Below are 24792 nucleotides of genomic sequence, written 5' to 3'. Positions count from 1 at the left end.
CCTACCTTAACGACTTTATCTTGATGAAACAACCACAATAAAGATTTGAATTATTTTTTACATATTTTGGCCGTGTTTTGCGGTGGTTTTATGAGGTTAAGCCTTGTTATTACTAATAAATTCATAATTTGTAAGCATTTTGTAAGTTGAATGGTGGCAACCTATATGTTGAATAATACAGGTAAATACCGTGTTGATATGGTGTCGGTTTTCAAGCATACAGCTATACACTCATATTTACTTTTATATTTTGGGTTGTCACAGGTTTGAGTCACAATCTGAAAGTTTAATTATGAGTGGCATGTTTATATTCATATCGTTCAAATGTTGAGGCAGCAATATTACTTCGCTGTTTTTTAAATGTTTTTTCTAAGATTACGGTTCATTGGGAATTTTTTACCTAGTTGCGATATAATCTGGATCTTTTTTACTCAGAGCCGTCACTCTATGAACACACCCAAAGCTACACCGCTTAAAGCAGAGCGTTCGCTTTTTTCTTACCCTAAGTATTGGGCTGAATGCTATGGTCCAGCGCCTTTTTTACCGACCTGCCGTGCTGAGATGGATGCACTCGGTTGGGATAGCTGCGATATCATCATCGTCACTGGAGATGCTTATGTAGACCATCCAAGTTTTGGTATGGCAGTGATAGGGCGAGTATTAGAAGCGCAAGGTTTTCGAGTAGGTATTATTGCACAGCCCGATTGGTCTGATAAAAGTGCTTTTGAGTCGCTAGGCAAACCTAACTTATTTTTTGGTGTGACTGCGGGTAATATGGACTCCATGATAAACCGCTACACAGCAGAAAAACGGATTCGTCATGATGACGCCTATACACCCGGAAACGTCGGTGGTAAGCGCCCAGACCGTGCCGTTGTGGTTTATAGTCAACGATGTCGAGAGGCTTATAAAGATGTACCAGTTATTATTGGCGGTATTGAAGCCAGTTTACGTCGCATTGCTCACTATGATTACTGGCAAGAAAAAGTGCGCCGTAGTGTCATTTTTGATGCAAAAGCCGATATCCTGATCTATGGCAATGCAGAACGACCTTTGGTCGAAGTAGCGCATCGTATTGCCAATGGCGAGTCTATCGAAACAATTCAAGATGTGCGTGGCACAGCGGTTATTCGTAAACAGCCGCTGGAGGGGTGGCGCGGAAGCGACTCAACGGCGATTGATAAAGTTGGTAAAATTGACCCAATTCCAAATCCGTATGGCGCAGATGATATGGGTTGCAGCAAGTCTGAATTTGCTAAAGCAGGCATAGATTTAAAAGCAGATTTAGCCAAACCCATAACCGTGCAGCCTCCGCGTTTAAAGCCTTGGGAAAAAGTCTATGTTAAGTTGCCTGCTTTTGAGCAAGTAAGTGTTAATAAACCTTTGTATGCACATGCATCGCGTATATTGCATCAAGAAACCAACCCCGGCTGTGCGAGAGCGCTATTTCAACGTCACGGCGATCGTTCGGTGTGGGTAAACCCGCCTGCATTTCCGCTTGAAACCGAAGAGATGGACCATGTATTTGGTTTGCCGTATCAGCGTATTCCACACCCTGTTTACGGGGAGGACAAAATCCCAGCATATGACATGATCAAAACTTCGGTGAATATCATGCGAGGCTGTTTTGGAGGCTGTAGTTTCTGCTCTATAACAGAGCACGAAGGGCGTATCATTCAAAGCCGCTCAGAAGAGTCTATCATAGAAGAGATTGAGCAAATTAGAGACAAAGTACCGGGCTTTACGGGAGTCATCTCTGATTTAGGGGGGCCCACTGCCAATATGTACAAATTGCGCTGCAAAAGCAAAAAAGCAGAAAGCACTTGTCGGCGTTTATCATGTGTTTACCCCGATATCTGTAAACATATGGATACCGACCACACGCCAACCATTGAGTTGTATCGAAAAGCGCGTGATGTAGAAGGTGTTAAGAAAATCTTAATCGCATCAGGCGTTCGTTATGATTTGGCGATTGAAGATCCTCGCTACGTGAAGGAGTTGGTTTCTCACCATGTCGGCGGGTATTTAAAAATTGCGCCAGAACATACCGAGACAGGCCCATTGTCTAAAATGATGAAACCAGGTATGGGCACTTATGACAAGTTCAAAGAGCTATTTGATAAGTACTCTAAAGAAGCAGGGAAAAAGCAGTATTTAATACCATATTTTATCTCTGCCCATCCGGGTACAACGGACGAAGACATGGTCAATATGGCGCTATGGTTAAAAGCCCATGACTTTAAATTGGATCAGGTGCAAAACTTCTATCCATCGCCGATGGCTAATGCGACAACCATTTACCACACGGAGATGAACTCACTGCGTAATATTAAGAATAACCACGAGGAAGTGCCTGTACCGAAAGGGGCACGTCAGCGTCGCTTGCATAAAGCCATTTTGCGCTATCACGACCCCGCTGGCTGGCCTATGATCCGTGAGGCACTCAAGGAGATGGGTAAAGCCCATCTAATTGGAAGAGGGCCTGAATGTTTAGTGCCAGAGGAAAATAGCAGGGAGCGACATAGCAAAGGTGGTAATAAGCGCAGTAATAAGGCATTGACCAAACACACTGGTTTTAGCCAGTTTAATCACGCGAATACTAAGCCGAGGGTAGGGAAAAATAAGCGCAAGCTGAATAATAAAAAACCAACTCAGCACTAATAAAAAAGCCGCTTTTATAAGCGGCTTTTTCTTTGTATGCAATGAATATTTACTCTTCAGGGCGATGTGCTTTACCCGACGTGATCCACTCGGCAGCTGGCATGCCACGTAAGTAGTGGTCGAAGTACTCCATCATTCGAACCGAAAAGTCGACCTGATTAGGAAACTTTTTCAGGTGGTGCGGTTCACCTTCGTACTGTAAGAAAATCGCGTCTTTGTCATGACGTCTCAGTGCTAAGTAATATTGAATACCCTCTTGCCATGGAACAGCACCATCTTTATCGCCAAACATCAGCAAGATAGGTGTATTTACCTTATCTGCGAAAAAGACCGGCGAGTTTTCAATGTACAACTCTGGTGCAGCAGTCAGCGGCTGACCAATACGGCTTTGTCCTGATTCGTATTGGAATTGTCTGGCTAGGCCCGTCTTCAATCGAATACCACTGTATGCTGATGTCATGTTTGATACTGGTGCGCCAGACACAACTGCTTTAAACATATCAGTTTGCGTCACTGCAAATGCACTTTGATAGCCAGCCCAAGAGTGGCCTTGAAGGCCAATTTTGTCTTTATCAGCAATCCCTAAATCAATTAACTTTTGTGCTGCGTTGATCAGTGTTTGCGTTGATGAAGGTCCTGGTTTGCCGATCTCAAAGCGAATGTCAGGCAAGAAAATGGCGTAACCGTTGGAGGTAAACATCGGGAAGTTAGGTCTGTGGTTTAACTCCATTTTTGGGAAGTCATACATACGCTGACTCATATAACGGTAGAAATAGATGACCATGGGGAGTTTTTGGCCTGGTTTGTAATCTGCCGGTTTAATGAGCACGCCTTGCAGAGATTCGCCATTATATCCTTGGTATTTAACAAGCTCCGGTTTTTGTCCCCAAGCGAAATTTGTCACTTGCGGATTGAGATTCGTGACTTGCTTAGGAGCACTGAACTGGCTGTTGGTTTGCCAATAATCGGGAAATTGATGATAAGTTTGCTTGGTAAATATCAGCTTATCAGCATGTTTGGCTTTTTTTACTAAATCGAAGCGTGCTTCACCAGTTAGCACCGTGCTAAGCGCTCCTGTCGCAAGGTTAAGCTTGGCAATATGGGTTTGCTTGTTTTGTAAGTTATGCGCGGATAAAAATAAGGTTTCGTCGCTGGCAAAGCCGACTTGTTTTTTATCTAGCTTAATCAAGCGATATTGCGTGTTGGTTTCTTTACCTTGTGTCAGTCTTTTTGCTTCACCAGTCTTGGCATCAAATGCCCAAATATCAAACTTACTGTAGGCATACAGCGTGCTGCCATCCAACTGCCACCCTGCAAAACCATAACCTGGATTCGGTTCTGGGTAATCGTGCTTATCATCGGCAAAAATCGCATTGCGTACAGCTTTACTAATGACTTGCTCTTTCTGTTGATGTAAATCTTTTAACCATAATTGGTCATGCAAAAAATAAGCTGCGTGTCGTCCCGTTGGTGATAGGCTTGGGCGATTTGGCGTGTCTTTTACAATATAGCCTTTTGCGCCGGTACTTACCTTAACGGCATAGTAGTCAGAATAGAAACCGTCATACATTATTTTTTTCAAATAGGGCTGATCATTACGTCCTAATAAAAAGTCAGCTTCCGTATTAAGTGTGACATCGCGTACGGTTTCGTCAGCCAGCTGAACCACTCTTTGAGACTCTATATGGTAAACGGCTTGATATTGGCGATCGCGGTTGGTCTTTTTCCACGTGTGCTGCTCACGGGGTTTTATCTCTGGATCATTATTGTGCCAAAGCTTAAGGCCCGATTGTTCGCGGATCGTATCAAAGTCACGTAATGATGTTTCATCACTATACTTACGTGCTTCTACTTTATCGGTAAGCAGTGGACGATTCTCAAAGTACAGCCTGTTACCTTGCTCAGACCACTTTAACTTTGATGACTTGGCACTATACCAACCGCTTTGGCTTTCAACTTTAGTAACTTTATTCGTATTCGCATCCCAGAGGGTGACTTCGTAACTGCGGCGGCGTTTATCTTCATTAATATAATTACCTAAGTTAAACGCGACGATACTAGAGTACGGGTGCCATGCAATAGCGCTTACTGTGACACCCGGTTCATTAAACAGCACGTCGACTGATTGCGTATTCAAATTTAAGTATTGAACTTGATTATTAGCTGTCGCTGAATCATGTTGGCTAAATAACACGCCGTACTCTGCTGGGCTTAACGCGTATGAAACGACATTGTCGAAGCGTTGTACCTGTTGGGTGTGTAAATCCAGCACGACTAACGTTAAAGGTTTATCTTTTTTATCCGCTTTGATAGCAGCTGTTTCTTGCTTAGCCTTCTCTTTCGTTTCTTCTTTTTTGCTATCTTCTCGATAGGCAAGCCAGCGTCCATCATCACTCAATTGATAGTCTTTAACATTGTTAAAGCTTTGCTTTTGGCCATTTTTTGTATTGACCAAAACTAAGTGCTTTTTAAGCTGTTTACGTTCTTTTTTAGTTGCGGTCTCGAACTCCAACAAAGAGGCGACTTGAGTAAAAGCAACCCAAGTCGAAGACCTGTTGATTTGAGCTTGAGTACCGCGTTCAACACTGGCAATGAGTGTGTTGTTACTAAGGTCATAAACTTGCCCTTCAGGATTACCGCGGTATGGCTTCGCACTGAAAGCTAAAAATTTCCCGTCTTCTGCAAGTTGTGTGGATTTGGCATATTTAAAATCGAAAACATCGTCAAATTTTAAAGGCGCTTTGTCGGCCAATGCATGGCCGGAAAACAAAGCAGCCGTGATGAGCGAGTAGGCTAGCTTCATGGTTTATCTATTCTTGTATTTTAAAGTTGCTTCTTTTTAACACTTTTAATAGATAAACAAAATCATGCTGCGTTGTGTGGAAGTGAAAAGTCGATAAAAGCGGTATAGCACCGCTTTTCTATAACCAAATCCTTTGTAGTTCCTGCCATTGACTGGCAAAGGTAGAAGTTGGTTTTGCTTTGAAGTCGCTGCGTACAAACTGGTTCATCTTGCCTTCTACATGCGCTAAAAATAGGTTGGCAAGCGCGGCTTCGTCACTGTTGAAGGTTTTACCCTCTCGGAGCTTTCTCTCTCTCAGTACCTGCTTAAACTGTGTCTCAAGTTTTTCAAATAGGCTTTGGACACGCTCTCTTAATCGCTCTTGTTCACCTTGCAAAGCATCGCCCGTAAGAATGCGCGTGATACCAGGGTTTTTTTCTGAGAAGGTGAGCAGTAGAGCGAGGATATTATAGATACGACTTTGGGTATCTTTTTCATTCTCTAAAATTAAGTTAATACGAGAAAGTAGCGTGTCTTCAATAAATTCAATGAGCCCTTCAAACATGCGTGCCTTGCTCGGAAAGTGGCGATATAGGGCTGCTTCAGAGACACCGACTTCAGCGGCTAGCTTTGCGGTGGTGATTCGTTGACCTGGGCTAGTTTCAAGCATTTGCGCAAGAGATTGAAGAATTTGCTCTTTGCGATTACTGCGTTTAGTCGCTGGCATGAACTTTCCTTTAATAATTATCGTTATTCTGGTCTGTATGGTGTATTTTTATTAGGTCCATACTGAGTAAGGACCTATGTTAATGTTTTATTCAGCTTCTTTCCAGCCTTTTAACAACAACTCAATCAAGTTTACTTGCAATTGCTTTAACGACAGTGAGCGCTAACTCATTCTTGTTGGAAGTCGGTAAAGAAACCTGCTCTTCCTGCCAGAATAAAGTTAAAGCATTGTTATCTGAGTTAAAACCTAACCCTGCTTGAGATACATCATTCGCGCAAATCATATCGAGGTTTTTGTTTTTTAATTTACCTAAAGCGTACTGTTCAACATTTTGCGTCTCTGCTGCAAAACCCACAGTATAAGGGCGCTTTGCAGTGAGCGCCGCTACCTCTGCAATAATGTCAGGGTTTTTTACCAACGTTATTGTCATCGCATCGCCCTGCTTCTTGATCTTTTGTTCAGCGATATCTGCAGCGCGATAGTCTGCGACGGCGGCACAACCAATAAAGACGTCGGATTCACTCGCCAAGCGGAGTGCTTCGTCGCGCATCTCAATTGCACTATTCACATGGCTAACATGAATGTCTGTTGGTGGGTTGAGTTTTACTGGACCGGAGATTAAATTCACGGTTGCTCCGAGCATCTTAGCTGCTTCAGCAAGCCCATAACCCATTTTACCAGAGCTATGATTAGTGATATAGCGGACGGGGTCTAAAGCTTCTCGCGTCGGCCCTGCCGTGATTGTGATGACTTTGCCTAGTAAAGGTTGCTCGGCTGGAAGCAGTGCAGAAGTACATTGCTCAACAAGTTCATTGGGCTCAAGCATGCGGCCTTTACCAATATCTCCGCAAGCCTGTTCGCCTTGTCCTGGTCCCCATATCGCAACTCCGTCACTGGCTAGCGTTTCTAGATTGCGCTGTGTGGCAGGATGAGCAAACATTTGTTGGTTCATAGCGGGGGCAATCGCGACTTTAGCTGGCGTTGCTAGCACTAAGGTAGTAAGTAAGTCATCAGCAATACCAGTAGCCATTTTAGCAATGATATTACTGGTTGCAGGGGCTATGAGAATCAAATCTGCCCATTTGGCAAATTCTATATGGCCCATGGCGGCTTCGGCACTGGGGTCGAGGAGCGAATCAGATACAGGTTCTCCAGATACGGCTTGCATTGTGAGTGGCGTGATAAAGTGTTTGGCTGATTCAGTCATTACCACTTTAACTTCACATTGTTGATCTTTTAATCGTCTCACTAATTCAGCACATTTATAGGCTGCAATACCACCACTTATTCCTACAACTATTTTTTTGCCAGATAGGTTCATGTTCACAATTCTCACGACTCAAACTGACCCTAAGATATCATAGCCATAGGCCAGTTTTGAAATATTGACGGTGGCACGAACAATAAATTGCACCGCGACTCATATTAATGAGCGGTTTTTTTATCACAATACATGGTAAATATGAGAGCGCCGCTGGCTTTTGCTTAAAACAAGGAGTGAATATGCAATTGAGTGCGCTACCAGAACAATCTAGACCAAGAGAAAAGTTGCTGGCATTAGGGCCAAGCTCTCTCAGCGATGCTGAGTTATTAGCGATTTTCTTGCGTACGGGGGTTAGTGGCATGAATGCCATTGAGCTGGCAGAATCATTACTTGCACAACGAGGCTCATTACAACGTCTGTTCAACAGCACGCAACATGATTTCGTGCAATTAAGAGGGGTGGGTGACGCAAAGTATGTGCAATTTCAAGCTGTATTAGAACTATGTAAACGCTACTTAAAAGAAGGCTGCCATCGAGAGGTGTGCTTTGGTAATCCACAGCGTGTTTATGACTATTTGAGTATTCAGCTAAAGGGTCTGGAGCATGAAGTGTTTATGGCGCTGTATCTCGACAGCCAAAATCAATTAATCAAAGATGAGGTGTTATTCAGTGGCACAATCAATGCGGCGTCTGTTTATCCAAGGGAAGTTGTCAAAGCTGCATTAAAATACAATGCTGCTGGGATTATTTTTGCTCATAATCACCCATCCGGAGTAAGTGAACCGAGTTATGCGGATAAAGTTTTGACTGAGAAGTTACAAAAAGCGCTATCACTTATAGATATCAAAGTGTTAGATCACATCATTGTAGCGGGTAATCGGTGTGCCTCTTTCGCTGAAATGGGCTTGCTTTGAGCTTTTTATCGACACTTTTTGGTCCGCAAGCCTTTATTGTGCTTAAAAATTATAAAATAGTTTAATTTAAATGCAGTTTTTACTTTCCACATGGCCCGATGATCATTATAATTGGCCGCTATCAAATTTACCCATGAGCTGACTAGGATATCATCAGATCCTTGATCTCTGCCTGCAGATGCTGTATAAAGAGCGCCCTTTGATTTTACCCGGGGCACACCAGTGTAAGGCCTAAGGGGAAATTAAGCTCGAGCGAAGTTATTGGAGATACATAGACATGTCTAAAGTCTGTCAAGTTACAGGTAAGCGCCCGGTTGTTGGTAACAACCGTTCACACGCGCGCAACGCAACTAAGCGTCGTTTCCTACCTAACCTACAAACACACCGTTTCTGGGTTGAAAGCGAAAAGCGTTTCGTTACTCTACGCACTACTACTAAAGGTATGCGTATTATCGATAAAAAAGGCATCGACGCGGTATTAGTAGATATCCGTGCTCGCGGCGAAAAAGTATAAGGAGCTTAAATCATGCGTGATAAGATCCGTTTAGTTTCAACTGCTGGTACTGGTTATTTCTACACTACCGACAAGAACAAGCGTAACATGCCTGAAAAAATGGAGATCAAAAAGTACGATCCTAAAGTACGTAAGCACGTGATCTTCAAAGAAGCGAAAATCAAATAATTTCGCTCTTCGGATTAGAAAAACCCAGCCTTGTGCTGGGTTTTTTATTGCTTCACTTTTTAGCGACCATTCTCTTTACCTTTTCACCAATTGCAAAGCAGCTTTTGGATTGAGACCAAATTGCCTTTTAAAACTGCGGCTAAAGTGAGCTGAGTCTGCAAACCCTGCTTGTACGGCAGCCTCCGTAATACTTTTTTGTTGTTTTAAGTGCTCAATGGCACAGATGATCCGCTTCCAAATTAAGTAGGGTCGCCAAGCAATCCCCACCTGCGCTCTAAATAAATGAAGAAATCGACTCTCTGAAAGGTGTAGCTGCATGGCAACTTTACTTGCTCGCCAATATTCCGGCTCTAAGTTAGTGGCAGTCTTAAAGTGACTGTCGAGCATGTTTAATAACTCGCAGATACGCGGGTCTAAATCTACATGTTCTGCTTGGGAATGCAGCCCTAAGGCTTTAATAAGTACGTCCAAAGATACATCTTGGTGTAATTGAGGCGCTTCCTCTAAAACGTGAACTTGGCTTGGGTGGTAACTGTTTTGCAGTTGTTGACCAATTTCAGAGCATGGCTCTATGAGTATTATCCAGCCCTCATCCATTGTGAGTTTGTGGGAAAGAGCGCTTGGAATAATATGCGCGTCGGTTATTGTGTCGTCATCACATGCTACGGTACATGCGCCATTTGGAAGCGTAATTTGGATTTGGTGATGCTGGTGAGGTTTTGTGTCTATGATACGTGTGTATGCGGCGAAAATACCAGGGCGAATATACATAGACAATAAAGCCGGGATAACGCCCGGCTTCTCACTCGACGCTTAAGCGAATGCGTCTTGAAGTGGTGGTACTACTTGCTTTTTACGGCTTAATACACCATCAAGCCATACACGGCTTTGTTCTGGTGCTTCACCGTATGCTTTTTCGATGATACCCTCATCATCAGAAGCGATAAGCATTTGTGAACCTTCTTTCATAATATCCGTAAGTAGTAACAACACTGAGTGGCGACCACCTTCTTCTTTTAGCTTTGCAATGTCAGCTTCAAGGTCGGCTTTAATTTCATCGAATACCGAAAGGTCGATAACTTCCAACTGACCAATACCAACGAGGTTGCCGTTCATGTTGAAATCTTTAAAGTCACGCATAACTAGGTCACGAGCAGGTGTGCCCTCTACCGCAGACTTCACTTTAAACATTTCCATACCAAACGCTTTGTAGTCTTCGATACCTGCAATCTCAGCAAGCACTTCAACACACTTAATGTCTGCAGTTGTGCAAGTTGGTGATTTGAAAATAACGGTGTCAGATAAAATGGCGCCTAACATAAGGCCTGCGATGTCTTTAGGGATCTCAACGCTGTAGAAATCGTACATCATCTTAATAATCGTGTTACTACAGCCTACTGGACGGATCCAACATTCAAGTGGTGTCGAAGTCGTTAAGTCACCTAATTTGTGATGATCTACAACACCAACAACCGTTGCTTCATCAATGTCATCAGGAGCCTGTGTTTTTTCAGTGTGATCAACAATATAGACGTCTTCGCCGGCATAGCTCATTTTTAGTTCAGGCGCTTCAAAACCAAAACGATCTAGGATAAATTGTGTTTCAGGCGATATATCACCTAGACGCGTTGGGATGGCCTCTTCGCCGATCTGGTTTTTTAGATAAGAAAGTGCGATTGCACCACAAATTGAATCTGAATCTGGGATTTTATGACCCACTACATACATTGCCATTGACGGACTCCTCAAAATTTTGCCGCCTAGTTTAGCAAAAATTAAGCACATTAATACAGCATCAAAGCGGTATTTTGGATCTTATCAAATAGTCTTAAGAATTTAGATACTGCTATAAAGCTTAGGGTTTTTAACGCTTGAAGCTGTTGTCATATGCTGAGTAAGGTATAGTAGGGTGATCTAAAACGCACAAAAGATGGTATCAATGGAGCCTGTATGGGATTGAGCAGAAAAGCATGGAATAATGTCGTGATATTTTCCATGCTCATTATGATCTTTTTCTTAAATGGATTACATCACAAGCTGAACCCGCCCGAAGAGGAACTGGGCAGCGTGCGGGTGCTTCCTGAGCAAAGTTTCGTGTTGGCGCTTGCGTATCCAGGCGTCAAAATTGAGCGTATTGGCACATCGTGGCGTATAGAATCAGAATTGCCAAGTAGTGATCAGAAGGGCTACACAGAGCAAGATCTAGTTGCAATTGTGAAGCTTTGGCAAAGCAGTGAATTGGAGATGATCAGCCCTCCTCAGGTGAACACAGAGCAGGCGGTTTCAGTTGCGACATTTTGGTTAGCTGCAGAAGAGTTGCCGCTCAGTTATCAGCTGTATCATATTAACGGCGAATATGTTCTATTTGCTAAACGCAGTCATCGCTGGTTGCAATTAACGCCGCAACAAGCTCGGCAGTTATTTAAACCGATAGAAGTATAGTTATGCCTGAATTACCAGAGGTCGAAGTAAGTCGACAGGGGATTGAGCCCCACATTAAGCAAAAAGTGGTTACTGAAGTACGAATACACAATGGCAGCTTACGCTGGCCTGTGCCCGATGATGTGCAACTCCTATCTGGGGAAAAAATAGATGCAGTACATCGAAGGGCGAAGTACCTTTTACTTGAGAGTAAAGTGGGCTCCGCTATTCTACATTTGGGTATGTCGGGAAACCTACGTGTGGTTGAAAAGTCTGAGCCTTTGAAGAAGCATGACCACGTAGAGCTTATCTTTGATAATGGATTGTCACTGCGGTTGAATGACCCGCGCAGATTTGGGGCTTTTTTATGGCAAGCTCCCGATGAACAGCACGCTGTTTTTGCCAAGCTAGGTCCTGAGCCTTTGACTGATGACTTTGATGCAAAACACCTCTATGAGCGTAGCAGAGGCAAGAAAGTGGCGGTTAAGCAATTTATAATGGATAATCACGTGGTTGTTGGCGTAGGTAATATATACGCGAATGAATCCCTGTTCAAAGCGGGCATTCACCCCAAGCGCGAGGCGGGTAAAATTTCTTTAGCGCGCTATCAAAAGCTAACCCCGATTATAAAGGACACTTTAGCGTCTGCAATTTTACAAGGTGGTACGACACTTAAAGATTTTGCGCAAAGTGACGGTAAACCGGGATATTTTGCTCAAGAGCTTTTGGTATATGGACGCAAAGGGGGGCCTTGTATCCAATGTGGTACGCAGTTACAGGAAATTCGCTTAGGCCAACGCAGCACCATTTATTGCACAAAGTGTCAGCGTTGACCTGATCAAATCAAACCTGAGTGGCAGTTTGTTTTACTTGCTGTGGGTGATAGCACAATTGCGCTAAGATGGCCGTCATTTGCTCAATGCGCAATTCAAAGCTTGATTTCAGTGCGCGCTCGTCAGCGGTGTGATCACCATCACCATACGGACCAAATCCATCTAGCGTAGGTGTGCCCGTAGAGGCTGCTGTGTTTGCATCAGACACACCGCCACGGTGTTCGATTGGTTGCTCTTGGCCTAAGATCTGATTGATAGTATCGAGCAGGTTTTGTTGTGCTTCACTGGGCGCCATAACCGTGCGTTGTAAACCTCCTTGAATATCCACTTTAACGCCTGTGATTTCGATTGCCATACAGATATTCTCAATCCCTTCTAGTAAACGTTGCTGTTCACTTTGATTGGTAAAACGCGCTTCAACTTGCATGGTTGCTTTTCCTGAAATCGTATTGGCGCCTATGCCTCCCTGTACTTTACCTACGTTGACCGTACTGCCCTTTTTTAAGTCGGTCAAAGATGTCATTTCAAGTAACATATTGGCCATGGCAAAGTTGGCATCTATGCCATCTCTGTAGTGATTGCCTGCGTGTGCGGGTTTGCCGGATACTGTTATGTGGTAAGTGGCGATCCCTTTTCTGGCTACTACGAGCTCATGATCTTTTCCGGCTGCTTCAAATACAAAACACGCATCATATTGTTTAGCAATTTTTTGTGTGAGCGATTGACTATCATCACTGCCAATTTCTTCATCGCTAACGAGTAGCCAATCGACATTGGCGAGTTGACCAAACTGTTTTTTTAGATTTCTCAACACATTCAGTGCAACCCAATTCCCTCCTTTCATGTCACAGACACCTGGCCCGTAAACATAAGCTTCATCTTCATGAAACTCCGTGAAAGTGTCTTTGGGAAACACGGTGTCTAAGTGCCCCAGTAAAAGAATCCGTTTGCCGCTTGAGCGTGCTGATCGAAACAAAAGGTGATCGCCAATATGCTCGCGTTGATATCGTGTCAGTGAATATCCCAAGGGCTCAATTAATGCGATCATTTGCTGGCCGTGTTGATCCACCCCTGCTTTATTTTTACTGTGCGAGTTACAGCGTATTAAGTCTGCTAATTCTGCATAGTCCAGATTCATCTCAATCTTCTCCCTGCTAAGGTTTGGCCACATCGTGGCGTTTTTCGGTTGCAGTTCAGTGAAGCTTTTATGAACAGTTTTGAGATCGTTAAAAGGATCAAAATACTGTCATACAGATGTTTTTAACTATTGTGACAGTTCAAAAATCAAGCACCTAATTTAGAACCAAGGAGATATTCTATGACAGCCGTATCGCAGGCGCCTCATGTTGGTATTTGGATGTACGAAAATGGCGGAGGAAAAGAAATTGAACAACAATTGGTGCACGCGCTTGCTGAGCGCGGGATCTTAGCCAGTACAGGCCTAAACCTACGTGATGCCAGAGCCCGCGACGGTGGGATCGAGTGTAATGGGGTAGCAATGGAGCAGTTAGACGCCTTTTTGAGCTACAACGCTGGCCAGCAAACTCAGTACCAGTTATATCTTTATGAAACTTTGAATGAAACCATTCCCACTCTCAATAATTACCGTGCATTCGCACTCGCTGAAGATAAATTCCGTACCGCGCATTTGCTCAATAGTCATGGGATCTGTACACCTGATTATCGACTGTGTCACAAAAATGATATGGCGGGTTTAAGATCTGCGCTGAAAGACTTTGGTGATAAGCTTGTTTACAAGCCAACGGACGGTTGGGGTGGCGTTGGTATTGTTAAAATTGAAGGTGAGCAAGCGTTAGATATGATCATGCCGTTTCTGAGCCGTACAGATTTACGCTACTTTTATGTTGAGCGTTTTATCAATTATGACAACACGGATTTTCGCGTAGATGTGGTCGATGGAAAATTTGTTGGGTGCTATGGCAGAAAAGCCCCAAAAGATGATTGGAAAACCAATGTGACAAGCGGTGGAACTGTTTTTGTTCGTGAGGCAAATGATGAAGTGGTTGAGCTGGCATTACAGGCAACCAAAACATTGGGACTAGAAATAGCAGGCGTTGATCTGATCTACGATCGCGAGCGCGAGCAATACGTCGTGCTAGAGGTCAATACCATCCCTGCTTTTGCAACACCAGAGCAAGAACAGTTAGGGATCATGTTCAATCAAACGAAGATCCAAGCGATGGTGGGGTTGATCGAAAAAACTGTCGCAAAGAAAACTTCATTTCAATCAGCCAAGGTGGCCTAGTGCAATGACAACACAAACCAAACTACCCAAAATAGGGTTGCTATATCTCGACTATGTACTTCGATTCTTTGACAAATCTAACTTTAAAGGTTGGCCCGATAAGATTGAAACAGTGGTTTATCATTGGGGTAATGATAAAGCGCGTTTTATTGCTGAAGTAAAAAGAAAAAAAATAGAAGTTTTGATTGGGAACATCCCCGCAACAGCATATGAAACATTTAGAGAAATAGCGCGGGCATTGCCCAATGTACGTTTTTTGCCTTCTTTAGATAGCCAGTTTTCTAATAAGTCGAAAGAGAATGTGACCCACTTTTGTCGCAAATATAAGTTGCCTGCGCCTCACACTGAAATTTTTTATATTCCAGAAAAGGCACAGCAGTATTTAGCCAAGGCGCAATATCCGAAAATCATTAAGCGCTCATATGGCCCGTCAAATTATGGCGGTTACTTTGTGCATAAAGTGGATAGCTTTGAAGAGGCTACGAGTTTACTTGGAGAGAAAAAGTACTACCCGGTCTACGTCCAAGACTTCGTGCCAATGGAGGCCGATATTCGTGTAATGCTCATTGGCCATAAACCAGTCTGTGCATTTTGGCGTCGACCTCCTGATGGGGAGTGGCTAACGAACACCAGCCAAGGCGGCAGTATGGATTATCAGGCAGTCCCTAAAGAGGTATTAAAGCTTGCCACAGCCGCGTCAAAAGCCGCCAATGCTGAATACTGGGCATGTGATATTGCATTGGGTAAAGATGGTAAATTGCGCATCCTTGAGTGTGCCACTGCATTTGCTGCCTTTCCTTATATTCGCGATTGGATTGGTCAATATCTAATGTGGCTGTTGTCAGATGGCTATTTCAAAAAGCCCAATATTCCACTTTATAATTGGGAAGAACTTGGCAAAATTGACGCCCGTTTGTTGCGTACGATGCGCCATATTGGGTTTTCAAGTTATACGCCGAGCCAAGATGCTGGTGAGCTATTCAGTCAGCTGGATGAACAGAGTTTTCCTATCCTTGATACTGCGCTTAAATGTGGTGAAGAATGGCCAAGTGAAGTGTGGAACTTACAAGACAATTTTGTGCTGAATGCCAAGACCATATCTGCGAAAACATTACAGCCAATTCCTGCGGGAGATGAACAAGGTGTCGACTTAAATAGCTATCAAGCACCAGTGTTTGATGAAGCGCAGATCCGTATGATTTTAAGTGGCGTGCGTGGTATTGGAGAGAAAATGCTCGATGATATCATGTCAACGTTTGGCGCCCATGGGGTTGTAGAAGCACTTAATACGGACCCTCAAAAGCTTTGTGCAGTGAAAAATCTTAAAGATAAAAAGCTCGAGAAAATAGTCGAGCACTGGCAAAGCCATCTCGCACATATCCATTAACATCCTGAATACCTGTCAATTCAATTGGGCGGCAACTTGTTGGTTGTCGCCAAGACAAAACTGAGAGTTAACCTGCATGAAAATTCAATACGCTTCATACCAAGATACAATTGATGCGCTGCAATGCGCTATGAATGAACATCCGCATTTAATTCGTTTGCAAAGTATTGGAGAAACTTGGGAAGGGCGACCGATCATGTTGGTCACGGTTTCATTGGATGTCACTTACGCAGATGACAAACCGGCACTCTTATACACGGGATCAATCCATGCGCGTGAGTGGATTGGCAACGAGTTAGCCCTTAAGTTTATTCAATATGTAATAGATAACTATCGATTTAACCCTAAATTACAGACAGCCCTAACAAGAAACACCCTTTACATGGTGCCTTGTTTAAATCCTGATGGGTTTGAATATTCGCGTAACCACTTTTCTTTTTGGCGCAAAAACCGCCGCAATAATGGCGATGGTACCTTTGGTGTCGATTTGAATCGCAATTTTGATGCGAAATTTATGCGTAATCAAAATACAGGGTCGAATACATATGGTGGCCCACATGCGTTTTCTGAACCCGAAACATGTGCCATTCGAGATTTTGTAGAAGCGCATGAAAATATTCGCATAGCCTTAGATTACCACTCACAAGGTAATGTGTTTTTCCCCGCGCATAAGTTCAATCATGAAGTTGAGATTGAGGGCACAGACTTAAATATTTTATGTGCGAATATGAATTATGAAATTAAAAAGGTGACAGGCAGACAATACGGGATCCATCGCGGTAAACCGCCAGCACAGCTGATCCATGGCAGTGGACGAGAGTATTACTATCGGAAAGGCATTATTGCGACTGTGGTTGAAGTGGGGACGCGCAATATTCCAGATTATATGAAGAATATGTCTGAGAGCGTTGCTGAAAATATACCCGCCGTATTACATGCGCTCAGTGAAGCAATTAACTACTCGCCGCTCGCGCCGCTTAGAGTATCTGAATTTACGATTAAATCGGTGGATCACGATGGTGTTGAACTAGAGTGGCAATATGCGGATAGGGATGATATTTACTTTGAGTTGTATCGCAGTGAAAACAATAAAAGCCCATGTGGTGAAGAAAGTCTGATTGCAATAACAAAGTCATTGTCTTTTAGGGATTCCCAATTAACCAGTGGACAGAGCTATTTCTACAATATTCGCGCGGTGGACAAAGTCACTAAAATTAAATCGCCATTCAGCCCTGAACTCAGATTGAAGACGCATTTAGCGCGACATCAAAGTGCGCGCACACTTTTCCCTTCAAAAGAGCTGGTGGGCTACTTGTCTGAAAACTATTTGAGTAAGAATAAGGAGCACTTTGGCTATAACTCAATGTTTATTGGTGTGGATAAAAAGCGCGGTATCAGTTTAGGGGTTGTGCAGTTTGATCTGAGTAGTTTGCCTGTCGGCTCTCATATCGAGCGGGCGGAATTCTTTTTGTATCCAATGAATCGCGTTGCGGCCAAAATAGAGAAGTATGGAGAATGGTCTGTGGCAATTCTAGATGCAGAGCGCATCTCAGATATCTATGATTTTAAGGAAGTCAGTGAAGCTAAGCCCTTGCACACACTAGGGCAGACGTTTGCGTCAGACAAAATGACGCAAGGGATCTGGATGAAGTGGTCGTTTAACGGTGTAGAGCGTGAACTACTGACCGAATTAATCACAAAGAATTCATTACTACTGCGATTGCAGGGTCCGAAAACATTACCGCTCGGTAATGATTCTCAAGTCATGCAGTTTGATATCGGTTACGGTCCATTTGGCAGTGGTTTACATTATCGACCTAATTTAGAGTTGGTTTATCAAGTAGCCGAAAAGTTATTGACGCTCAGTCCGACAAGATGCAACACCATCTTTAAAGAGCGAGTCGTACCGGATAGGCTTGCATCTGGCTTCGATGATGCGGGTGAGATAGTGTATGGCCAAATGGCGTTTGAATTGAATGCAGATTTACCCGTTGAAAAAACGATATTTACGCATGCCTGCCTTACGTTACGCAGTTGCAACAGTATTGCCAGTGCCAAAGATGTACGTTTTACCATTGAGTTGGTGGAACTGCAGGATGTTGATTTTCAGGCGGTAAAACAGAGACAAAAAATTGAGTACATAGGCTATGAAGTCAGTAATGAACAGCTTAAAGAGCGTGGAGAACATCATTTTATTTTTGATAGCTACAGTCTACAAGCATTAGAGCGCTTGCACCAAGCCCACACGCCGTTTTACTTTATTATTCGTGCGACCTCAGAGTCACAAGCAACAAGCGCTTTGGTCAATTGGACTGCCTGCCAAGATCAACATCCTGCAGAGTTGAAAATTGGCTATATCAATCGTCGTAAACATGCTTTGCACGCCCCTCAAGCCTTGGCAGCACAGACTGAATCTGGAGTGGTCAAATTAACCTGGCAAAACCCTAGCGACGAAGATTTTGTGGGTTGCTTTGTTGTTCGTAACCGCTTTCATCCGCCGCGTTCACCATTCGATGGTGTTAAATTGTATGGGGGCAAAGACGAATACACGCTGGATAACTTTGGCAATCCTGATCTAGACAAGTACTACGCTGTTTTTAGCTATGATGATGTCCCTAATTACTCAGATCCCGTCGTGCTCTTTTATAAAGGTAAAGAACAAAACTAAAGGATCATTATTTATCATCGCGTGCTTGTCTGAGCCGAGCAATGAGCACGCCGCTAAAAATTTTAAAAAAAGTGCAAAATTAATTAATTCATCGCACTTACTAGTGATATGAAAATAAAGCTAACTTATTAATTTAATTATTTTTTGTTGCCAGTTTGAAATTGAAATGGCAAGAATACTTCCCGATCTGCCTGCTACCGTTTATATCAGTTAGCAAATACATGTTCTTGCGGATGAGTGTGCTCAGCAGATGGGCTCTGTTGCGCGCGGCTCATATTTTTAGATGTAGCTAACTGTATCGCTCTTCCCTATTTTTTATTTTAGTTGACCAGTTTTAGGGCGAGTTATATGGGTACGGGAGGGTGGCCAAACTGTCCGTATATGGGTAACCCATTTAGAGTTCGGTTGAGGCAATGGATTGCTGAAATAAGGGCGATACGCATGGAAGCCACCTAGTTTAGGCTGCTATATGGTGCGGCATTTGCGAAGTCTTGCTTGCAAAATAGTCAAACTGGCATAGTGACAAGCAAAACAAAGAATTAAGTTTGGTGGGAGATATAGAAGTCAGCTAACATCTAATTTTTATTAGTTTTGGGCTTATTCTATGACTGAGCTATACCACTGGTTTGATCTACTCGGCGTAATGGTATTTGCAATCTCAGGTACCTTGCTTGCCCACCGCAAGCATATGGACGGATTTGGGGTTGTAGTACTGGCTACGGTGACTGGTATAGGTGGTGGGACCATACGTGATGTTATTTTAGATATTCCCGTGTTTTGGTTACATGACAGCAGCTATTTTTTTGCAATTTTTGCTGCGATAGCTGTCAGTATTTGGTGGTTAAACCGGCAAAAATCGGTACCCATGCAGTTGCTTTCAAGTGCAGACGCGTTTGGGTTGGCTTTTTTTGCGGTAATGGGAATGCAAAAAGCGATGAATATTGGTATGCCTGATACCACTGTGATCATCATGGGCGTCTTAACCGGGTGTTTTGGTGGGGTAATCAGGGATGTGTTGGCTGATGAAATCCCAATGCTGCTCAAAGGTGAATTATATGCGATAACCTGTATTGTCGGTGGCATTGTGTATACACGGCTCACTCACTATGGATTCTCCCTTGAATTGACGATGTTGGCGGCGATGGTTTCAATTCTGTTGTTACGCTTGGCTGCGATCCGTTGGCGCCTTGTGTTGCATGTTTTCAAATACAAGGACTGAGTGTGCCTTATCGCTGAGCCTTAATCGTTTGTCTGCTCCATACCGGGTAAATAGCAATTAAATGAGACAGGGAATGTCACTAGCAAAAACTTATACACGTGCTCAGGTCGGCATTGAGGCACCATTGGTGACAGTTGAAGTACACCTCAGCAATGGATTACCAGCTTTTAATATTGTTGGCTTACCAGAAACGTCTGTTAAAGAATCGAAAGAACGGGTTCGCTGTGCACTTGCCAACAGCCATTTTATTTTTCCTGAGCAGCGTATCACAGTTAATTTAGCGCCAGCGGATTTACCTAAGCAAGGCGGACGATATGATTTAGCCATTGCTGTTGGCATTTTAGCGGCGTCTGGCCAAATTCAAAATCCCGATATGCATGCTTTTGAGTTTTATGGCGAGCTGGCATTAAACGGTGAAGTCAGAGAAGTTACGGCATTAGTGCCCGCACTTATTTCGGCTACAGATGTAAAGCACTGCTGCTATATCCCAAAACCAAATGAAATGATGGCGAGGTTGGTATCTCAAAGCTATCGTAAGAGTGTGGTGAGTTTAAGAGAGGTGTGGGCTGATCTGGTTGGACAGCAAACACTTGCTTGGGATGAGCAAAGTCCGAGTGATCCAGCACTGGGTGTGGATACCGGAATGGATATGAATGAGGTCAAAGGCCAAGGAGCAGCAAAACGGGTCTTAGAAATTGCAGCCACAGGTGGACATAACGTACTCTTTTTAGGCCCTCCAGGTACAGGAAAGTCGATGCTTGCGCAGCGTATGCCAACCATCATGCCAGCAATGGAGTTACAGCAAGCGCTTGAAACTGCGTCCGTTTACTCAATCATAGGCAAAGAGATTGACCCAAACAATTGGCGACAAAGGCCTTTTCGAGCACCGCATCATACCTGTTCAGCGGTTGCACTTGTCGGGGGCTCTTCGACGCCTAAACCTGGCGAGATATCGCTCGCTCATAATGGGGTGTTGTTTTTGGATGAGTTACCTGAGTATGAGCGCAAGGTATTGGACTCGTTACGCGAACCGATGGAGACAGGCATGGTTAGTATTTCCAGAGCGGCACAACAGGTTGATTTTCCTGCACGCTTTCAGTTGATAGCGGCATTAAACCCAAGCCCTACAGGTTGCCATACCGATAAGCGGGCAACACCAGAGCAAGTACTTAAGTATTTGAGTAAAGTCTCCGGCCCTTTTATTGATCGTATCGATTTGCAAATTGAGTTACCTAGACTTAGCACGGTCGAACTGCAATCTACGTGTGTCGAGGAGGGCAGTGAAGCGATACGTTTGCGTGTTGAGCAAGCGCGTGCTTTGGCGTTGCAGCGTCAAGGTAAAGTTAATGCGTTGCTTTCTAGTAAGGAAATCGATCAATACTGTCAATTGTCGAGCACAGTTTTGGCATTTTTAGCGAAAGCGACTGAAAAACTGCATCTGTCGCCACGCTCATATCATCGCGTCATTAAAGTATCGAGAACAATTGCTGATTTAGCAGGTCATGAAGAGATAACTTTGGCGCATTTGAAAGAGGCGCTGAGCTACCGGGCATTTGAACGCCTGCTCGCTCAGCTGATCCGTTAGGTTGACAGCATGTAGCCTTTGCCACGCACAGTAACGATGCGTTTTTGGTCTTTTTCATCACCCAGCTTTTTACGCAGTCGGCCTATGAGCACGTCAACGGTTCGATCACTCGGACTCCAGTCTGGTTGACCAATATCCTCAGATATTTTGGCGCGAGAAGTGGCTTTGCCTGCATTGGCAATTAAACAGATAAGCACCTTGTGCTCGGCTTCTGTTAAACGGGCTTCATCACCGTTGGGGTTGATCAATGTTCTATTATCGGGGTGTAGTTTAAAGTCAGCGTATTCAATAAACTCTTCTGATTCATCTTCACCTTTAGAACCCGCGAGTCGTTTATACAGAGCGCGCATACGAAGCTCAAGCTCTAACAGGTCAACAGGTTTACAGACGTAATCATCTGCACCTTGTGCTAGGCCTGCGATTCTATCCGCTTGAGAATCGCGACTTGAAAGCATTATTACGCCTAAGTCTGTTAAAGTATTGAGCTCTTTCGCAAGCTGCAAACCATCTGTAGCTGGCAATACAATATCTATGATGGCCATCATAAATGGATTACCGGTCTGTGCTTGCTCCTGTACCTGTTCAAGAGTACGAGCACCGGTATTATCTACAGTGATTTGAAACTCCGTTTGTGCGAAATGGCTTTCGACTCGTTTAGCCAACAACTCGTCGTCCTCGACTAATAATACGTTTATGCTCATGGTTTCGAAACTTTCTCAATAATTAATCTATATCTTAGCACCGAGAATTCTCGGCTGAGAACCATAAGTTATCTATTTTTATATAAAAACTCTAATGAAAATTGCCAGTAAATTGTGTGCTTAATGACCACTTATTAAAAATAATGAAATAGTTTTAGCTATTTATTATTTGCACATAAAAAAATAGCAGCACTAAAGTGCTGCTACAAACTTTTATTTACCGTACATATGTTGCCACCACTGTGGCTCTTCTTTGAGGTGTTTGTCAAAGTAAGCCAGCATAGTGTTCCACCACTGGAAGCGTCGGTCACGGGCAAAAATCTGGTGATCTGCGCCTTTGTACTCGATCATTTCAACGTCTTGGTTTAATAGCTTCAATGCGGTGTACATAATATGACTTTCTCCAACTGGCACATTGGTGTCAGCATCCCCATGGATCAGTAGCAGCGGTGTTTTTACTTTGTCTGCGTTAAACACTGGACTTTGTTCGCTGTAAAGCTTCATGTTGTTCCAAGGGTAGCTATTCTTAGATGCTTCAGATGAGTATAGGTATCCCCACCAGCCGTGACCCCAGTATGAAGTTAGGTTTGAGATCCCCGCATGAGAGATTGACGCACTGAACATGTCAGTTTTAGTGGCGAGCGTCATCGTCATGAAACCACCGTAAGACGCTCCTAAATTACCTAAACGATTTTTATCAACAAACTGATAAGAATCTAAAAATGCTTTGGTGCCTTCAATGATGTCGTCGGCGGCACGGTTACCCCAGTCGTTCACATGTTTGGCAGAAAACTCCTGACCAAATCCAGTTGCGCCAGATGGCTGTAATACATAAACCACATAGCCATTCGTTGCCCAAAAATTAAATGGGTAACGTCCTGTAAAACCACGTGAAACAGGTGAAGTACCACCATAGTAGTATATTAGCGCAGGGTGTTGTTTAGATTTATCTAGGCCGTGTGGAATGTAAACGCGGCCCTTAATCTCAGTGCCCACAGAATTCGTGAAGTTGAATTCTTCTAACTTCGCTATTTCGGCATTTTGGTATGCAATTGGCTGCGAATCCCAAAGTGTATTAGCGCGATTATTCTTGACACTTAATTGGATAAGCTTTTGTGGTGTAGAAGCCGTTGTACCAGTAGCCAAAACGACTGGGCTGCGTTTGTCCGCGACACTGAATTTATCGACTACATCAAGTTTGGTATTGAGCGATTTAAACTTACTTTTACTTTCATCATAAAAGTAAAGTTTCTTGCGATCTTCGTCTGTCACTTTAAGAATTAAGTCGCCATTATTCAGTACGCTGAAAGAGTCGATTGATGGGTCAAACTTTTTACTCAGGGGCTTAACTGCAGCGCCGTCATCGTTCATCCAGTAAAGCTGCGTATCGTAATTGTTGACCAACACATCTTTTGCAACAACGCTACCTGCACCATTGTTAAACCCAGCACCGGCTGAGATATAAATCCCATCATTGCCATATCTTGCGTCACCAAAAGTACCATATTGGCCGATGACTTTATGGCTGTTGTTCTTAATATCAAACTCGACAAGTTCAGTCACACCGTGATGTGGAGCACGGTAGTTTTGAGGGTGACGGGTAGTAAGAATACGGCCACTCTTGCTATCGAAGTCTTCTAAGCTGTGGCTTAGTTCGTGCTCTGTAATCGCTTGAACAAGCCCAGTACTGATGTCAATTAAGTACACTTGACTCTTATTGCGTGCATAGGACCAACGATCTTCTAGGCCTTTGAGGTGTTTGACAATTTTGTCACCTTCTGGGGCGCGCTTAGTCCAAGTAAAGATCAGGCTATCGTCGTTGAAATACTTAAAGCCGCTTGCACCTGCAAGACCTTCTGCGATGACCGTTTCTTTTAAGCTTTTAATGTTGAGGGCTTTGAGCTGTTTATTTTGAACAAATACCAGCTCTTTTGAATCTGCACGCCAGCTAACCGCACCTGCATTCACACCGGAGAGGCGATAAATTACATCACCATCTTCATTGTGGATTGTGGTATCCCTGAGCGCTTTGTTGCCTTGATTGTCTTGGTAATGCTGTTGTGTGGCAACATAATAATTGGCGTCAGGAGAAACCGAAATCGCACTAATTGTAGGTGCATCAAAGAGTTGCTTTGCAGACAGTGCTTTTGTTTCTTTTTTACTGAAAACCAGTATGTCGTGTGCTTCTGTACCGTCAAACTCCACTGCGACTTTTTTCCAATCACTCACTTGCTCGGCAATAATAAGAAGTTGATGATCTCCTGTGACCGCGCTCAGTTTGTATTCTGAATTTCCATCGATAAGCTGGCCATTTAAGAATACATGGCCCTTTTCAATACCCGTTAATTTGAGTGTGCCCTGAACAAAACGCGCGGTAGAAAAGTTGAGTTTCAGCGCCTGTAAACCACCCATCGTTAGCGCATTTACATCGTTTAACGGCTGCCAATTAATACGCTGTCCAAAGACATCTAATGACTTTGCATCAGTACTGAGTTTATCAACTAGATTACCCACAATGGCCGATTGATGGCCCGTATGGTGAGGCTTAGTTTGGATATTTTGACCAATTGGGCCTATAAACTGGATATTTGCAGGATCGATCGGCGCTGCGCTGAGTTGCGTAGCTATTGCGGAAAATAGTAAAGTTACCGCTGATTTTAATTTCATAGTGTGCGCCTATTG

Annotated in this window: 19 protein-coding genes; 11 read left to right on the top strand and 8 right to left on the bottom strand. The window is 43.6% G+C overall.

Features of this window, described 5'->3' with window-relative positions:
• The first annotated feature begins 447 nt into the window (after positions 1-447).
• Positions 448-2661: a YgiQ family radical SAM protein gene (locus A7985_RS17925; RefSeq protein ID WP_065791772.1), complete on the top strand. Its 2214-nt coding sequence runs from the start codon at positions 448-450 to the stop codon at positions 2659-2661.
• 49 nt (positions 2662-2710) lie between these two features.
• Here the strand turns inward: A7985_RS17925 and A7985_RS17920 are convergent, their stop codons facing one another.
• From A7985_RS17920 to coaBC, 3 genes are all read right to left on the bottom strand, one after another.
• Positions 2711-5464: a S9 family peptidase gene (locus A7985_RS17920; RefSeq protein WP_065791771.1), complete on the bottom strand. Its 2754-nt coding sequence runs from the start codon at positions 5462-5464 to the stop codon at positions 2711-2713.
• Between the two features lie 118 nt (positions 5465-5582).
• Positions 5583-6170: a nucleoid occlusion factor SlmA gene (slmA, locus tag A7985_RS17915; RefSeq protein WP_063374300.1), complete on the bottom strand. Its 588-nt coding sequence runs from the start codon at positions 6168-6170 to the stop codon at positions 5583-5585.
• Positions 6171-6291: 121 nt separating this feature from the next.
• A complete protein-coding gene (gene coaBC, locus A7985_RS17910; RefSeq protein WP_065791770.1) occupies positions 6292-7491 on the bottom strand; it encodes a bifunctional phosphopantothenoylcysteine decarboxylase/phosphopantothenate--cysteine ligase CoaBC in 1200 nt (399 codons plus the stop codon).
• A 182-nt stretch (positions 7492-7673) separates the two neighbouring features.
• Here coaBC and radC point away from each other — a divergent pair, with 182 nt between their 5' ends.
• From radC to rpmG, 3 genes are all read left to right on the top strand, one after another.
• Complete coding sequence (gene radC / locus A7985_RS17905) at positions 7674-8348, top strand: RadC family protein (RefSeq protein ID WP_065791769.1); 675 nt, start codon at positions 7674-7676, stop codon at positions 8346-8348.
• A gap of 277 nt (positions 8349-8625) precedes the next feature.
• Entirely contained in the window at positions 8626-8862 is a 237-nt protein-coding gene (gene rpmB / locus A7985_RS17900) for a 50S ribosomal protein L28 (RefSeq protein WP_023397288.1), read from the top strand.
• A 12-nt stretch (positions 8863-8874) separates the two neighbouring features.
• Positions 8875-9030 carry a 50S ribosomal protein L33 gene (gene rpmG / locus A7985_RS17895; protein ID WP_005493124.1) on the top strand — a complete coding sequence of 52 codons (156 nt, stop codon included), beginning with the start codon at positions 8875-8877 and terminating at the stop codon, positions 9028-9030.
• A 75-nt stretch (positions 9031-9105) separates the two neighbouring features.
• On the opposite strand, the gene A7985_RS17890 is transcribed toward rpmG, so the two are convergent.
• The gene (locus tag A7985_RS17890) at positions 9106-9801 is read right to left on the bottom strand and encodes an AraC family transcriptional regulator (protein WP_065791768.1); all 696 of its coding nucleotides are present in this window, start codon (positions 9799-9801) and stop codon (positions 9106-9108) included.
• A 42-nt stretch (positions 9802-9843) separates the two neighbouring features.
• Entirely contained in the window at positions 9844-10764 is a 921-nt protein-coding gene (locus A7985_RS17885; RefSeq protein WP_063380419.1) for a manganese-dependent inorganic pyrophosphatase, read from the bottom strand.
• Positions 10765-10980: 216 nt separating this feature from the next.
• On the opposite strand from A7985_RS17885, the gene A7985_RS17880 reads away from it, so the two are divergent.
• A complete protein-coding gene (locus A7985_RS17880; RefSeq protein ID WP_065791767.1) occupies positions 10981-11472 on the top strand; it encodes a hypothetical protein in 492 nt (163 codons plus the stop codon).
• A gap of 2 nt (positions 11473-11474) precedes the next feature.
• On the top strand, positions 11475-12284 hold the full coding sequence (gene mutM, locus A7985_RS17875; RefSeq protein WP_065791766.1) for a bifunctional DNA-formamidopyrimidine glycosylase/DNA-(apurinic or apyrimidinic site) lyase: 810 nt from the start codon (positions 11475-11477) through the stop codon (positions 12282-12284).
• Between the two features lie 10 nt (positions 12285-12294).
• On the opposite strand, the gene A7985_RS17870 is transcribed toward mutM, so the two are convergent.
• Positions 12295-13422, bottom strand: coding sequence for a M20 family metallopeptidase (locus tag A7985_RS17870; RefSeq protein ID WP_065791765.1), 1128 nt, complete (start codon positions 13420-13422; stop codon positions 12295-12297).
• Positions 13423-13602: 180 nt separating this feature from the next.
• On the opposite strand from A7985_RS17870, the gene A7985_RS17865 reads away from it, so the two are divergent.
• From A7985_RS17865 to A7985_RS17845, 5 genes are all read left to right on the top strand, one after another.
• On the top strand, positions 13603-14550 hold the full coding sequence (locus tag A7985_RS17865) for an ATP-grasp domain-containing protein (protein ID WP_065791764.1): 948 nt from the start codon (positions 13603-13605) through the stop codon (positions 14548-14550).
• Between the two features lie 4 nt (positions 14551-14554).
• Entirely contained in the window at positions 14555-15937 is a 1383-nt protein-coding gene (locus A7985_RS17860) for an ATP-grasp domain-containing protein (protein ID WP_065791763.1), read from the top strand.
• Between the two features lie 76 nt (positions 15938-16013).
• Positions 16014-18605, top strand: coding sequence for a M14 family zinc carboxypeptidase (locus A7985_RS17855; protein WP_065791762.1), 2592 nt, complete (start codon positions 16014-16016; stop codon positions 18603-18605).
• Positions 18606-19209: 604 nt separating this feature from the next.
• A complete protein-coding gene (locus tag A7985_RS17850; RefSeq protein WP_065791761.1) occupies positions 19210-19824 on the top strand; it encodes a trimeric intracellular cation channel family protein in 615 nt (204 codons plus the stop codon).
• Positions 19825-19897: 73 nt separating this feature from the next.
• On the top strand, positions 19898-21409 hold the full coding sequence (locus A7985_RS17845) for a YifB family Mg chelatase-like AAA ATPase (RefSeq protein WP_065791760.1): 1512 nt from the start codon (positions 19898-19900) through the stop codon (positions 21407-21409).
• On the opposite strand, the gene A7985_RS17840 is transcribed toward A7985_RS17845, so the two are convergent.
• Together A7985_RS17840 and A7985_RS17835 are read right to left on the bottom strand one after the other, a co-directional pair.
• Positions 21406-22110: a response regulator transcription factor gene (locus A7985_RS17840; RefSeq protein WP_063374312.1), complete on the bottom strand. Its 705-nt coding sequence runs from the start codon at positions 22108-22110 to the stop codon at positions 21406-21408. The genes A7985_RS17845 and A7985_RS17840 overlap by 4 nt on opposite strands.
• A 213-nt stretch (positions 22111-22323) precedes the next feature.
• Complete coding sequence (locus A7985_RS17835) at positions 22324-24777, bottom strand: alpha/beta hydrolase family protein (RefSeq protein ID WP_065791759.1); 2454 nt, start codon at positions 24775-24777, stop codon at positions 22324-22326.
• Positions 24778-24792 lie beyond the last annotated feature (15 nt).

Source organism: Pseudoalteromonas luteoviolacea, from assembly GCF_001696455.1.
Lineage (GTDB): Bacteria > Pseudomonadota > Gammaproteobacteria > Enterobacterales > Alteromonadaceae > Pseudoalteromonas > Pseudoalteromonas luteoviolacea_C.
This window is presented reverse-complemented; position numbering and strand designations above follow the sequence as displayed.